This window comes from Streptomyces diacarni (assembly GCF_003323715.1).
GTDB lineage: Bacteria > Actinomycetota > Actinomycetes > Streptomycetales > Streptomycetaceae > Streptomyces > Streptomyces diacarni.
The window spans coordinates 20,254-33,660 of sequence record NZ_QOIN01000071.1; the positions used below are offsets into that span (position 1 = coordinate 20,254).

Sequence of the window (13,407 nt, forward strand, 5' to 3'; positions counted from 1 at the left end):
TACGAGCGAGTCATTACGGAGCCGTCGCCATGGGGCATTACAAGTCGAATCTCCGCGACATCGAGTTCAACCTCTTCGAGGTGCTCGGGCGCGATGCGGTGTACGGCACCGGACCGTTCGCGGAGATGGACGTCGAGACCGCCAAGAGTGTCCTCGCCGAGATCGCCCGCCTCGCCGAGAACGAGCTGGCCGCGTCCTACGAGGAGGGCGACCGCACGCCGCCCGTCTTCGACCCGGAGACCAACACCGCGCCGGTCCCGGCCGCCTTCAAGAAGAGCTACCAGGCCTACATGGACGCCGAGTGGTGGCGCCTGGGCATCCCCGAGGAGATCGGCGGCACCACCGCGCCCCGCTCCCTGCTGTGGGGCTTCGCCGAGACCATCCTGGGCGCCAACCCGGCCGTGTGGATGTACGCCTCCGGCCCGGCGTTCGCCGGCGTGCTCCACGAGGAGGGCACCGAGGAGCAGCACAAGGTCGCCGCGCTGATGGCCGAGAGGCAGTGGGGCTCCACCATGGTGCTCACCGAGCCGGACGCCGGCTCGGACGTGGGCGCGGGCCGCACCAAGGCCGTCCAGCAGGACGACGGCACCTGGCACATCGAGGGCGTCAAGCGCTTCATCACCTCCGGTGAGCACGACATGTCCGAGAACATCGTGCACTTCGTCCTCGCCCGCCCCGAGGGCCACGGCCCCGGCACCAAGGGCCTGTCGCTGTTCATCGTGCCCAAGTACGACTTCGACTGGGAGACCGGCGAGCTGGGCGAGCGCAACGGCGTCCACGCCACCAACGTCGAGCACAAGATGGGCCTGAAGGTCTCCAACACCTGCGAGATGACCTTCGGCGCCAACGCTCCGGCCAAGGGCTGGCTGCTGGGCGAGAAGCACGACGGCATCCGCCAGATGTTCAAGATCATCGAGTTCGCGCGGATGATGGTCGGCACCAAGGCGATCGCCACCCTGTCCACCGGCTACCTCAACGCCCTGGAGTACGCCAAGGAGCGCGTCCAGGGCGCCGACCTGGCGCAGTTCACCGACAAGACCGCCCCCCGGGTCACCATCACCCACCACCCGGACGTGCGGCGCTCGCTGCTGACGCAGAAGGCGTACGCGGAGGGCATGCGCGCTCTCGTCCTCTACACCGCCACCGTGCAGGACGAGATCATCGTCAAGGAGGCCGCCGGCGAGGACGCCTCCGCCGCGCACCGCCTCAACGACCTGCTGCTGCCCATCGTCAAGGGCTACGGCTCGGAGAAGTCCTACGAGCAGCTCGCGCAGTCCCTGCAGACGCTCGGCGGCTCCGGGTACCTGCAGGAGTACCCGATCGAGCAGTACATCCGCGACGCCAAGATCGACACCCTCTACGAGGGCACCACCGCGATCCAGGGCCAGGACTTCTTCTTCCGCAAGGTCGTCCGCGACCAGGGCCAGGCCCTCACCGCGCTCTCCGAGGAGATCAAGAAGTTCCTCGCCGAGGCCGAGGGCGGCGAGGAGCTCGCCGGGGCCCGCGACCAGCTCGCCAAGGCCGCCGGTGACCTGGAGGCCATCGTCGGCACCATGCTGACCGACCTGGCCGCCACCGAGAAGGACGTCAAGTCGATCTACAAGGTCGGCCTGAACACCACCCGCTTCCTGCTGGCCGCCGGCGACGTCGTCATCGGCTACCTGCTGCTGCGCGGCGCGGCCGTCGCCGCCGGGAAGTTGTCCGGCGGCGACGCCAAGACCCTGCCCTCCAAGGACGTGCCCTTCTACCAGGGCAAGATCGCCGCGGCGAAGTTCTTCGCGGCGAACGTGCTGCCGCAGATCGCCGTCCAGCGCGAGCTGGCCGACGCGGTGGACCTGTCGGTCATGGAGCTGGACGAGAACGCCTTCTGAGCCGTCCGGCACCCGTCGAAGCCGTACGCCCCGCTCCCACCCCCACGGGAGCGGGGCGTCCGCATCGTGAAAGGCGCCGTTAAGGTGGGGGTATGAGCGATGCCATGCCGTTCGACCGTGCCCACACCGACGGTCTGCTGTCCTTCCTCGCCGCGAGCCCCTCGCCCTACCACGCGGTGGCGAACGCGGCCGCCGAACTGGAGAAGGCCGGCTTCCGACAGGTACGGGAGACCGAGGCGTGGGACGCGAGCACCGGCGGCAAGTACGTGCTGCGCGGCGGCGCGCTGATCGCCTGGTACGTGCCCGAGGGGGCGACACCCGCCACCCCGTTCCGCATCGTCGGCGCCCACACCGACTCGCCCAACCTGCGGGTCAAGCCCGTGCCCGACACCGGGGCGGCCGGCTGGCGCCAGGTCGCCGTCGAGGTCTACGGCGGTGCCCTCCTCAACACCTGGCTCGACCGCGACCTCGGCCTCAGCGGCCGGATCACCCTGCGCGACGGCGCCAGCCACCTGGTGAACGTCGACCGTCCCCTGCTGCGCGTGCCGCAGCTGGCCATCCACCTCGACCGCCAGGTCAACGAGGGCCTCAAGCTGGAACGCCAGCGCCACATGACGCCGATCTGGGGCCTCGGGCAGGCCCGTGAAGGCGACCTGGTGCGCTTCGTCGCCCAGGAGAGCGGCCTCGACGCGGACGCCGTCGCCGGCTGGGACCTGATGGCCCACAGCGTCGAGGCCCCCGCCTACCTGGGCCGCGAGGGGGAACTCGCCGCGGGCCCCCGGATGGACAACCTGCTGTCCGTGCACGCCGGCGTCGCCGCGCTCACCGCCGCCGCCACGGGCGAAGGGCCGCAGCCCACCGCCATCCCCGTACTAGCCGCCTTCGACCACGAGGAGAACGGCAGCCAGTCCGACACCGGCGCCCAAGGGCCCCTGCTGGGCTCGGTGCTGGAGCGCTCCGTCTTCGCCCGCGGCGGCGTCTACGAGGACCGGGCCCGCGCCTGGGCCGGCACCGTGTGCCTGTCCTCCGACACCGGGCACGCCGTACACCCCAACTATGCCGAGCGGCACGAGCCCGGCCACCACCCGATGCCCAACGGCGGCCCGATCCTCAAGATCAACGTCAACCAGCGCTACTCCACCGACGGCAGCGGCCGCGCCCTGTTCGCCGCCGCCTGCGAACGCGCGGGGGTGCCGTGGCAGAGCTTCGTCTCCCACAACGACATGCCGTGCGGCACCACCATCGGGCCCATCACCGCGGCCCGGCACGGCATCACCACCGTCGACATCGGCGTCGCCATCCTGTCCATGCACTCGGCCCGCGAACTGTGCGGCACCCAGGACCCCTACCTGCTGGCCAACTGCCTGACGGCGTTCTTGGCCGAGTGAGGCGCCCAAGTCGGTCTTTTGTCAGGGCAGTTCGGTGTAGGGGCGTATGGAGCGCGTCTCGTTCTGCAGCCGTATGCGGTTGTCTCCCGGCGAGGCGGGCAGCTCCAGCGCTCGGTCCAGCAGCGGGCCCAGGCGCCCGCAGTGTGAGGTGCGGGGCGCCGCGAACCTACGGTCCTCCATAGCGGGGAGACGTCCCGGCTCGGGAGCACTCACCCCTGTGAGCGTCAGCTGAACCGGTGCGTCCGCACTGCCTATGGCACAGCCGCGTGGCAGCCGAACGGGGGCGTGCCCACTGTCCAGGCCCAAAATCAGGGCCAGTTCACCGACACGTTCGTCATCCGAGTGGAAGTCGAACGACCCTCCGTAGCGCAGGTCGACGCGGAGTGGCGTGCCCGGGGCCCGCGCCGGAGCGGCCGCCAGGCCGCCGAAGACCTGGTGGAACTCGCCGTCGATGCGCCCTTCCGCATGGGTGATGGTGAGCGGGGCGTCCAGCGGGACCTTCAGGCGCCCGACCTTCAGGCTTCCCGTCGCGGTCGCCACCTCGCACCTCCACTGCGCCGGATCGGCCCCCTCGGGCAAGTGCGCGCGGGTAGGGCATGCGGCAAACGTCCCCTCGTCCTGCACCCGTTCCGGTGCTGCCCGGCCCGGCACAGCGGTCGCGGGGGCGGTGGCGAGTCCCGCGACGGCCAGGCCCGCCAGCGCCACACCGACCACGGCTCTCGCTACTCGACGTGCGCTACACACACTGGACACCGCATCCCCCTCGACTTCGACCGCACACCCTTCGCGCCGGTCTTGTTCCACCAGGATGGCAGACCTTTCTCTGCAGAGGAAGGTCTGCAGAGGAAATTCTGCAGAAATGCCCGTGCGCGACTAGCCTGGGTGCCATGACGGGGCACGACGAGGACCACCGAACCGAGAACGAACGGACCCGGAGCGACCGGGCTGAGAACGAGGAGCGGGGCGATGTGGAGCGGCGCGTGCACACCCAGGAGCAGACCGCTGAGGGCCGGCAGGCAGCCCCGGACGAGGGAGGGCAGAGCACCGGAGGCGGCGGACCACGCCGCACCGTCGGGACCCCCGCGTCTCTCAAGGCGCTCGCCCACCCGCTGCGTCTGAGAATCCTGCGCCGACTGAGCGTTTCGGGCCCGGCGACAGCAACCACGCTCGCCGCCGCGCTCGGCGAGAACACGGGAACCCTCAGCTACCACCTCCGTCAGCTGGAGCGGGCCGGCTTCATCGAGGACGACCCCGACCACTCGCCCGGTGGGCGCGAACGCTGGTGGCGCGGGGTGCGCGGGCTGGACATACGCCGTCCCGAGAAGACGGATCTGACCGCGGCCGAGGCGGCCGTCATCGGCGAGCTCGACCGGCTGCGGATGGCCGAGGACATCGAGCTGGCCCGGCGCTACACCGAAGAGGCCGTCGACGCCGAGGGGTGGATGCGCGGCTCACGCGGTCTCCTGCACCTCAACAGGGAGGAGTTGGACCAGTTCCACGACGCCTACCTCGACCTGGTGCAGCGGTTCGCACCCGGCCGGGATGTGGCCACCCACGGCACCCGGCCCATCGCGCTGCGCTGGTTCGGGGTCCCGGTCGACGACGCCGCCGTCGACGACACCACACGCAGCGCCGACGGCCAGACGTGACCGGAAACCCGAAGGTGCGTCAACTACCGTCGCGCGTCCCGCGTATGCCTCCCGCCAACCCGGGTACTCGGCGCCGGTAAGCGCGGAGCCGCGGCAAGCGTGGCTCGTCGACCGAGCTGGGAGGCATGACTCATGGGCATCGTCGTCTGCATCGGCATGATGGCGGTGGGGGCGATCCTGGCCCTGGCCGTCGACCTGGACGTCAGCGGCGTCAACGTCCAACTGGTGGGCGTCGTCCTGCTGATCGTCGGCGTCATCGGACTGTGCACCTACATCAGCATCCTCAAGCGGCGCCGCGTCGAACCGCCGTCCCCCGGGGCGCCGGTGATCGAGGAAGTCAACAAGCACCACTGGGAATGACGACGGGGCGGACAGGCCCCGGAGGGGCCCCCGCGGGGCCCCTCTCGTGGTTCAGACCCCGTCGCCCTCGGCGCTCTCGGCGTCCTCGGCACCTTCGTCCAGACCGGCCAGCACCAGCGGCAGCCGGTCGGCGCCGCCCGCGGTGAGGCGGACCGGCACACCCCAGTCCTGCTGGTGCATGTGGCAGGCCGGGTACTCCCCCTCCTCGTCGCAGGAGGCGGCCATCGCCGAGACGTGCAGCACCCCTTCCGTGCCCTCGGCGCCGGCCAGCCGGACCTCCCGCAGCAGTGCGGTGTCCGCTCCCTCGCCCTCCGCGAGCAGCTCGGGCGGGGTGGCGCTCACCAGCAGCCGCGTCGAGGGCCCGTAACGGGTGTCGAGCTTCTGTCCGGGCGGCGCCTGGAAGACGACGTCCAGCCGGAGCGTCCCGGGCGCCACCTCGGTGGCGGCGCGCCGCGTGCGGTGCGCCGCGCCCTCGACCCGTACGGCGTCCTCGGGCAGCCGCAGCCGCGTCAGCCGGTGCCGGGCCGACTCGACGACCACGACCTCGCCACCGGTCGCCAGTACGGCGTCCGACGGCTCGCGCAGGTCGGTCGCCAGCGTGCCGACCTCGCCGGTGGCCGGATCGTAGTGGCGCAGCGCGTGGTTGTAGGTGTCGCAGACCGCGACCGAACCTCCCCCTGGGACTCCGTCCCGGGAGGTGCCCCCAGGCAGCGCGGTGACCCCCAGCGGGTGCTGGAGCAGGGCCTGGCCGGCCGGGCCGTCGCGGTGACCGAAGTCGAAGAGTCCGGTGCCGACGGCCGTACGGACGGCGAAGGCGCCGGCGCCGTCCGCCTCCACCCAGCGCAGCGCGCTGGTCTCGGAGTCGGCCACCCACAGCCGCGTCCCGTCGGGGGAGACGGCCAGCCCGGACGGCTGGGCGAACCACGCCTGGTCCGCGGGCCCGTCCACCAGCCCCTCGTTCGTCGTCCCCGCCGCGACACCCACGGCGCCGCTTTCCGGGTCGTACGTCCACAGCTGGTGCACCCCGGCCATGGCGATCCACACGCGGTCGGCGAAGTACGCCAGGTCCCAGGGGGAGGAGAGCGCGATCTCGCGGGCCGCGCCCTCGGTGGGTGCGCCCTGCCACCACTGCTCACCGGTGCCGGCGACGGTCTCGACAGCCCCCGAGGCCAGGTCCAGGCGGCGCAGCGCGTGGTTGACGGTGTCGGCCACGAGGACGGCGCCGTCGGGCAGCAGCGCCATGCCCTGCGGCTCGTTGAACCGCGCCGTCCCGGGCCCGCCGTCGCTCAGTCCCCGCTCGCCGTCCCCGATGCGCCGCACGACGCTCTCCCCGTCGGCCGCCAGCTCCACCAGCTGGTGCCGCGTGGTGTCCGAGACGAGGAAGCCGCCGTCGGGCAGCGCCAGGATCTTCCCCGGAAAACGCAGATCCGTGGCGACCGGCTCAGGCGGCACTCCCCCAGCTACCGCCGGGGGTGCCCCCAGGCCCTCACCGCGCCGCAGCGTCCCCTTCGCCCCGTGTTCGGCCTCCAGCTGCTCCACCAGGCGTTCGATCGCGTGCACGTGCCCCTCGCCGGCGTGCTGCGCGACGACGTATCCCTCCGGGTCGACGACCACGAGCGTCGGCCACGCCCGCACGGCGTACTGCTTCCATGTGGCCAGCTCCGGGTCGTCCAGCACCGGGTGCTCCACCCCGTACCGCTCCACGGCGTCCACCACGGCCGCGTGCTCCGCCTCGTGGACGAACTTCGGCGAGTGCACCCCCACCACGACGACCGTCTCGGCGTGCCGCTCCTCCAGCTCCCGCAGCTCGTCGAGCACGTGCAGGCAGTTGATGCAGCAGAACGTCCAGAAATCGACGATCACGATTTTCCCGCGCAGCTCCGTCAGGCTCAGCTGCTCACCGCCGGTGTTCAGCCAGCCGCCCTTGCCGGTCAGCTCCGGCGCCCGGACCCGGGGGCGGCGGGCGGCGGGAGCGGGCGTCGAGCCGGGTTCGGCGGCGGCCGACGTGCCTGCGGGGGCGGGAGTGGCGGGTGTGGCGGGTGTGGCGGCCTGGTCGTTCATCCCTCCAGCGTGCCACCTCGCGACACGGGCGCGCAGCGCGCGGCTCCGGGCGCGGGCCTCTCGGAGTTCTTTGGGGTTCCGTGAAGTCCTTGCGGCTCCTGTCGGCTACAGCACCCGGTCCTTGAGGACGGGGAAGGACTCGCGGACCTTGCCGATCTGGGTGAGGTCGAGATCGGCGGTCAGCACCGTCTCCGCTGTGCTGTCCGTCTCGGCGACGACCTCGCCCCACGGGTCGATGACGGCGCTGCGTCCCGCCTGGGCGACGCCCGCGTGGGTGCCCGCGGTGCCGCAGGCCAGGACGAAGCACTGGTTCTCGACGGCACGGGTGCGGGCGAAGAGGCTCCAGTGGTCGGCGCGCTTGGCGGGCCAGCCCGCGGGGACGACCAGCACCTGGGCGCCGGCGTCGACCAGGGCACGGAACAACTCGGGGAAGCGGAGGTCGTAGCAGGTGGCCAGGCCGAGCGTGGCCTGCGGGTGGGCGACGGTGACGGGCGTGCTGCCCGCCGTCATCAGCGCCGCCTCGCCCTGGTCGAACCCGAAGCGGTGGATCTTGCGGTAGGTGGCCGCGAGCTCGCCGGAGGGGGAGAAGACCAGGGAGGTGTTGTACAGGGCGCCCGCCTCCTCGCCCTTCTCCACGATCGAGCCCGCGTGCAGCCACACCCCCGCGTCCCGCGCCGCCGCGGACATGGCCAGCGCGGTCGGGCCCTTGGCCGGGTCCGCCTCCTCCGCCTCGGCGGCGAAACGGTCGTGGGCGAAGGCGCCGACGGGCCACAGCTCCGGCAGCACCACCACGTCGGCGCCCGCTTGGGCGCGGACGAGGGAAGCGACCCGTTCCCGCCGGGATTCGACCGACTCGTCCGGGTCCACCTGAATCTGCAGAATCGAAGCGCGCACCGTACCACCGTCCATGCGATCGAGGGGGGCGATTGGGCCTAGCATCGTCCCAAAAGCCCTGCCGGGGCTCTCGTCCGCAGCGTAACTTGAGAGCACCCAGCACGAGCACCTGCCCTGTCCAGTGCCAGCCCAGTGTCCAGCCCAGTGTCCAGTCCAGTGCGCGGACTTGTTCGTATGCCGAACGAGCCGCAAGCTCGAACGAGCCAGCCAGCGAACCGCAAGCCGAGGGGTCCCGTGACCGACCACCCAAGCCTTCAGCCCTACGTTGACGCGTGGACGCAGTCCATGGAAGCGATATCCGAGCTGGTCACTCCGCTCGTGGAAGGGGAGTGGAACGGGCGGACCGACTGTCCGGGCTGGTCGGTACGCGATGTGGTCTCCCACATCATCGGCGTCGAGTGCGAACTCCTGGGCGATCCGCGACCGATCCACGCCCTGCCCCGCGACATCCGCCACGTCGTCGACGAGACGAGCCGTCACATGGAGGTCCAGGTCGATGTGCGGCGGCACCACACGGGCCCGGAGATGACCAGCGAGTTCGAGTACACGCTCATCCGCCGCTCGCGGCAGCTGCGGAACGAGAAGCGCGGGCCGGAGGCGGAGATCAACAGCGTCGTGCCGTTCGGGCCCCGCAAACTGCCGCTGGAGCGCCAGCTGATGCTGCGCGCCTTCGACGTGTGGGTGCACGAACAGGATCTGCGCCGCGCCCTGGACAAGCCCGGCAACCTGGACTCGCCCGGCGCCCACGTGACCAGGGACGTGATGCTCGCCGGGCTGCCCAAGGTCGTCGCCAAGGACGCCGGAGCCCCGCTGAACTCCGCGGTCGTCTTCGATGTGAGCGGCCCCGTCGAGTTCATGCGGACGGTACGCGTGGACAAGGAGGGCCGGGGCACCGTCGACGGCAGCGTCTCGCTGGGCCCCGCCGCCACCCTCGCCATGGACTGGGAGACCTACTCCCGGCTGGCCGCGGGCCGGGTACGGCCGGACGCCGTCGCGGACCGCGTCAAGATCGACGGCGACGCGGAGCTGGCCGCCGCGATCCTGCGCCACTTCTCGGTGACGCCGTGACGCCGTGACGCTGCGACGTGTGACGGTGTGATGCCGTGAACCGGTGACGCCGTGCCGGTGTGGCGTTGCGCAGTCGTCACCCCCTCAGGGGGTGACGGTCGGACGCAGGCCCCCGGAGAGGCCGCGGCGAAGTGGCGCGTGGTGGGTGCGGGGCACGTGGCGCGTAGTGGGTGCGGGGCACGTGGCGCGTGGCCGCGACGCGTGAGCTCCGCCGCGCCGCCGTCACACCGGGACGTGCACCGCCTCCACGCGGCTGGCCACCACGCGCTCGCGCTCACGCCGCACCGCGCGCCCCCGCAGCCGGGCGAACTGCACCAGGCCCAGCACCTGGAGGACGAAGACGCTCGCGAAGGCGATCCGGTAGTTGTCCCCCGTCAGGTCGAGCAGGACCCCGACGGCGAACAACGTCGTCATCGAGGCGGTGAACCCGCCCATGTTGACGATGCCGGACGCGGTGCCGTGCCGCTCGGGCGGGTTGGCGGGGCGGGAGAAGTCGAAGCCGATCATCGAGCCCGGACCGCACGCGCCGAGCACCACGCACAGCACCACCAGCAGCCACATGGGGTCCTTGCCCGGCCAGGCGATGGCCGCGGCCCACACGAGGGCGGTCGCGCCGACGGTGCCCAGCACCAGCGGGGTGCGCGCGGCGTGGTGTCGGGAGATGACCTGCCCGTAGACCAGTCCGCAGCACATGTTGGAGACCACCACGAGAGTCAGCAGCTCACCAGCCGTGCCCTTGTCGAGCCCCTGCGCCTCGACCAGGAACGGCATGCCCCACAGCAGCAGGAAGACCATGCCGGGAAACTGGCAGGTGAAGTGCACCCACATCCCGGCGCGGGTGCCCGGCTCCCGCCAGGCCGCACCGATCTGCCGGCGGATGAAGCCCGAACCCGTGGCCTCGGCCTGGGGGACGGCCGGCGGCTCGTGGCCCTCCGGATGGTCCCGCAGGAAGAAGACGACGAGCGCCAGGATGACCAGGCCGCCCGCCGCGCTGCCCGCGAACGTCGCCGTCCAGCCGAGACTTGCCAGGACGCGGGCGAGGACCAGTGTCGTCACCAGGTTGCCCGCCATCCCTATCAGCGCCGCCACCTGGGCGATCACCGGCCCGCGACGGGCCGGGAACCAGCGCGCCCCCAGGCGCAGGACGGCGATGAACGTCATCGCGTCCCCGCAGCCCAGCAGCGCCCGGGAGGCCAGCGCGGTGCCGTACGAGGCCGACAGCGCGAAGCCGAACTGGCCCGCGGTGAACAGCAGGATGCCCAGCAGCAGGATGCGGCGGGTGCCCCAGCGGTCCACCAGCAGGCCCACGGGTATCTGCATCCCCGCGTAGACGAGGAGCTGCAGGATCGAGAAGCTGGAGAGCGCGGAGGCGTTGATGTCGAAGCGGTGCGCCGCGTCGAGACCCGCCACGCCGAGGCTGGTGCGGAAGGTGACGGCGACGAAGTAGACGGCGACGCCGATACCCCACACCCACCAGGCGCGGGGGCCGCCAGGCGGGTCGCCGGGCAGCCGGACGGCGTGGGGAGAGGCGGTGGTGCTCATCGGCCGTCCCCCCGGTCGTCACCCTGGCCGCTCCCCCGGAGGTCGCTCTGGCCACCGGTGCGCTCGTCGCCGCGCACCAGGTGGCGGACCCGGCTGACGTGCTGGTGGACGGCGCGCGCCGCGGCGTCCGTGTCGCCCTCGCGCAGCGTGCGCAGGATGTCGGCGTGCTCGGCGATGTTCTTCGCGACCCGGTCGGGGTGCGCGTGCATCACGGCGACGCCCATCCGCAGCTGGCGGTCGCGCAGCTGGTCGTAGAGGCGGGTGAGGATCTGGTTGCCCGTCGCCTGGACGAGGGTGGCGTGGAAGCCGCGGTCGGCGGCGGAGAAGGCGGGAAGGTCACCGGAGGCCGCATGCGTCCGCTGCTCCTGAAGCAGCTCTTCGAGCCGGGCCACCAGCGCGTCCGAGACGGGCACGGCACGGCGGACCGCGTGCTGCTCGACCAGCAGGCGGGTCTCGACGACGTCCTCGACCTCCTGCACCGAGACGGGCAGCACCAGCGCGCCCTTCTTCGGATACAGCCGGATCAGGCCCTCCACCTCCAGGCGGAGCAGGCCCTCGCGGACGGGGGTGCGCGAGACGCCGACAGCCTCGGCGAGCTCGCCCTCCGTCAGAAGCATGCCCCCCTCGTAGCGCCGCTCCAGCACCGCCTGCTTCACGTGCGCGTACACGCGCTGTGCGGCGGGCGGTTGCTTCTCCTGACCGAGCTGCTGTTTCGGGGTGCCGGTGTGGGTGGTGGCGCGGTGGGTGGGGGGCGCGGCGGAAGGCATGCACGCATCATAGATACAAGACGGATGCGACGGTTTCCGCTTCCGCGATGTGGGACGGGGCCCCGCGTACCGCCCTGGGCGACGAAGAGGGGGCGAGGGCTGCTGCGCCCCCGCCCCCTCTTCCCGTGTCCTGTGTCCTGTGTCCGCGCGCCCCTCGGCCGGGGGGGCGGCTCAGGCCAGGCGCCGCCTGGTTACTGCCACAGCATCAGCCGCTTGGGCTGCTCCAGGACGGCGGCGATGTCGGCGAGGACCTTGGAGCCGAGTTCGCCGTCGACGAGGCGGTGGTCGAAGGAGAGCGCCAGCGTGGTGACGTGCCGCGGCTTCACCTTGCCCTTGTGCACCCAGGGCTGTTCGCGCACCTGGCCGAAGGCCAGGATGGCGGACTCGCCGGGGTTGAGGATCGGCGTGCCGGTGTCCACACCGAAGACCCCGACGTTGGTGATCGTCACCGTGCCGCCGCTCATCGCGGCGGGACTGGTCCTGCCCTCGCGGGCGGTGGCGACCAGCTCACCGAGCGCGGACGCCAGTTCGGGCAGGGTCTTGTCGTGCGCGTCCTTGATGTTGGGGACGATCAGCCCGCGCGGGGTGGCCGCCGCGATGCCGAGGTTGACGTAGTGCTTGCGGACGATCTCCTGGCGCTCCTCGTCCCAGGAGGCGTTGACCTCCGGGTGGCGGCGGATGGCCACCAGGAACGCCTTGGCGACCAGCAGCAGCGGGTTGATCCGCACGCCCGCCATGTCGGGGTCCTGCTTGAGATCGGCGACGAGCTTCATCGTTCTGGTGACGTCCACGGTCACGAACTCGGTCACGTGCGGCGCCGTGAACGCGCTGTCGACCATGGCTTGCGCGGTGGCCTTGCGCACGCCCTTGACCGGAACGCGCGTCTCGCGTGCGGCGCCCGCCGAGGCGGACGGCTCCGCGGCAAAGGCGGCGGGCTCGGCGGGCTCCCGCGCCGCCGCGGGTGCCGCGGGCGCGGCGGCCCGGGCGGCAGCGGCGTGCACGTCGTCGCGGGTGACGATCCCGTCGGGGCCGCTCGGGACGACCGTCGCCAGGTCGATGCCGAGATCCTTGGCCAGCTTGCGGACGGGCGGCTTGGCCAGCGGCCGCGAGCTGGCGACCGCGGAGGGCTCCCCCTGACCGTTCACGCCCGAGGCGCCGTTCACCTCCCCAGCGCCGTCGTCACCCGGAGCGGGCTCGGCCGCCGCCGCGGGCTCGGCAACCGGCGCCGGAGAGGCGGCCGGTGCCGCGGAAGCGACTGGTGCCGGAGAGGCGGCCGGTGCCGTCCCGGCTCCGCCCGCCACCGCGTCCCGCGCGGCCGCGGGCTTGCGCGGACGGCGCTTGGTGGAACCGGTGGCCACGCCGTAGCCGACCAGCACGGGCTGCCGGCCCTCCGGCTCGGCCTCCTCCCCGGTGGCGGCCTCCTCCGTACCGGCGGCCTCCTCGGCCACCTCGGCCGCGGCACCGGCACCCGTCTCCAGCGCGGCCTGCGCCGCTGACGAGTCGCCGCCGCCCGAACCGGCCGCGGGGCCGCCCGTGTCGACGGTGATGATGGGGGTGCCGACGTCCACCGTGGTGCCCTCGTCGAAGCGCAGGTCGTGCACCACGCCGTCGAAGGGGATGGGCAGTTCGACGGCGGCCTTGGCCGTCTCCACCTCGCAGACGACCTGGCCGTCGGTGACGGTGTCCCCGGGCTGGACGTACCACTTGAGGATCTCCGCCTCCGTCAGCCCCTCGCCCACGTCGGGCATCTTGAACTCACGGACGCCGGCGGCCGGCTGCGCGGCCTGTGCGCTGTTGGTCATCGTCA

The 13,407-nt window shown here is 72.2% G+C and carries 11 protein-coding genes; 5 read left to right on the plus strand and 6 right to left on the minus strand.

Translation table 11 applies throughout. The features are described 5' to 3' along the window. Positions 1-29: 29 nt before the first annotated feature. Positions 30-1,871 (plus strand): acyl-CoA dehydrogenase, encoded by a 1,842-nt coding sequence (locus DTL70_RS31865; RefSeq protein WP_114025511.1) that lies wholly within the window; start codon positions 30-32, stop codon positions 1,869-1,871. A 92-nt stretch (positions 1,872-1,963) separates the two neighbouring features. Next, positions 1,964-3,259 (plus strand): M18 family aminopeptidase, encoded by a 1,296-nt coding sequence (locus DTL70_RS31870; RefSeq protein ID WP_114025512.1) that lies wholly within the window; start codon positions 1,964-1,966, stop codon positions 3,257-3,259. A 21-nt stretch (positions 3,260-3,280) separates the two neighbouring features. On the opposite strand, the gene DTL70_RS31875 is transcribed toward DTL70_RS31870, so the two are convergent. Beyond that, positions 3,281-3,799 (minus strand): hypothetical protein, encoded by a 519-nt coding sequence (locus tag DTL70_RS31875; RefSeq protein ID WP_114025513.1) that lies wholly within the window; start codon positions 3,797-3,799, stop codon positions 3,281-3,283. Positions 3,800-4,146: 347 nt separating this feature from the next. Between DTL70_RS31875 and DTL70_RS31880 the strand changes: the two genes are divergently transcribed. Then, the gene (locus DTL70_RS31880; RefSeq protein WP_114025514.1) at positions 4,147-4,908 is read left to right on the plus strand and encodes a helix-turn-helix domain-containing protein; all 762 of its coding nucleotides are present in this window, start codon (positions 4,147-4,149) and stop codon (positions 4,906-4,908) included. Positions 4,909-5,040: 132 nt separating this feature from the next. Continuing rightward, complete coding sequence (locus DTL70_RS31885; protein ID WP_114025515.1) at positions 5,041-5,268, plus strand: DUF6458 family protein; 228 nt, start codon at positions 5,041-5,043, stop codon at positions 5,266-5,268. Between the two features lie 51 nt (positions 5,269-5,319). On the opposite strand, the gene DTL70_RS31890 is transcribed toward DTL70_RS31885, so the two are convergent. Together DTL70_RS31890 and DTL70_RS31895 are read right to left on the minus strand one after the other, a co-directional pair. Further along, on the minus strand, positions 5,320-7,329 hold the full coding sequence (locus tag DTL70_RS31890; RefSeq protein WP_114025516.1) for an NHL domain-containing thioredoxin family protein: 2,010 nt from the start codon (positions 7,327-7,329) through the stop codon (positions 5,320-5,322). 105 nt (positions 7,330-7,434) lie between these two features. After that, on the minus strand, positions 7,435-8,223 hold the full coding sequence (locus DTL70_RS31895) for a carbon-nitrogen family hydrolase (protein ID WP_181861158.1): 789 nt from the start codon (positions 8,221-8,223) through the stop codon (positions 7,435-7,437). A gap of 234 nt (positions 8,224-8,457) precedes the next feature. On the opposite strand from DTL70_RS31895, the gene DTL70_RS31900 reads away from it, so the two are divergent. Beyond that, on the plus strand, positions 8,458-9,291 hold the full coding sequence (locus DTL70_RS31900; RefSeq protein WP_114025518.1) for a maleylpyruvate isomerase family mycothiol-dependent enzyme: 834 nt from the start codon (positions 8,458-8,460) through the stop codon (positions 9,289-9,291). Positions 9,292-9,513: 222 nt separating this feature from the next. Here DTL70_RS31900 and DTL70_RS31905 read toward each other — a convergent pair whose 3' ends face one another. From DTL70_RS31905 to DTL70_RS31915, 3 genes are all read right to left on the minus strand, one after another. After that, positions 9,514-10,833, minus strand: coding sequence for an MFS transporter (locus DTL70_RS31905; RefSeq protein WP_114025519.1), 1,320 nt, complete (start codon positions 10,831-10,833; stop codon positions 9,514-9,516). Then, positions 10,830-11,600, minus strand: coding sequence for a GntR family transcriptional regulator (locus DTL70_RS31910; protein ID WP_245980224.1), 771 nt, complete (start codon positions 11,598-11,600; stop codon positions 10,830-10,832). Before DTL70_RS31910 ends, DTL70_RS31905 begins: the two co-directional genes overlap by 4 nt. Positions 11,601-11,791: 191 nt before the next feature. After that, positions 11,792-13,402: a dihydrolipoamide acetyltransferase family protein gene (locus tag DTL70_RS31915; protein ID WP_114025520.1), complete on the minus strand. Its 1,611-nt coding sequence runs from the start codon at positions 13,400-13,402 to the stop codon at positions 11,792-11,794. Between the last annotated feature and the right edge of the window lie 5 nt (positions 13,403-13,407).

Excerpts from the sequence above, each read along its gene's own strand:
- DTL70_RS31865 (WP_114025511.1), top strand. The coding sequence starts at position 30 with ATGGGGCATTACAAGTCGAATCTCCGCGACATCGAGTTCAACCTCTTC.
- DTL70_RS31870 (WP_114025512.1), top strand. The coding sequence starts at position 1,964 with ATGAGCGATGCCATGCCGTTCGACCGTGCCCACACCGACGGTCTGCTG.
- DTL70_RS31880 (WP_114025514.1), top strand. The coding sequence starts at position 4,147 with ATGACGGGGCACGACGAGGACCACCGAACCGAGAACGAACGGACCCGG.
- DTL70_RS31885 (WP_114025515.1), top strand. The coding sequence starts at position 5,041 with ATGGGCATCGTCGTCTGCATCGGCATGATGGCGGTGGGGGCGATCCTG.
- DTL70_RS31890 (WP_114025516.1), bottom strand. The coding sequence starts at position 7,329 with ATGAACGACCAGGCCGCCACACCCGCCACACCCGCCACTCCCGCCCCC.
- DTL70_RS31905 (WP_114025519.1), bottom strand. The coding sequence starts at position 10,833 with ATGAGCACCACCGCCTCTCCCCACGCCGTCCGGCTGCCCGGCGACCCG.
- DTL70_RS31910 (WP_245980224.1), bottom strand. The coding sequence starts at position 11,600 with ATGCCTTCCGCCGCGCCCCCCACCCACCGCGCCACCACCCACACCGGC.
- DTL70_RS31915 (WP_114025520.1), bottom strand. The coding sequence starts at position 13,402 with ATGACCAACAGCGCACAGGCCGCGCAGCCGGCCGCCGGCGTCCGTGAG.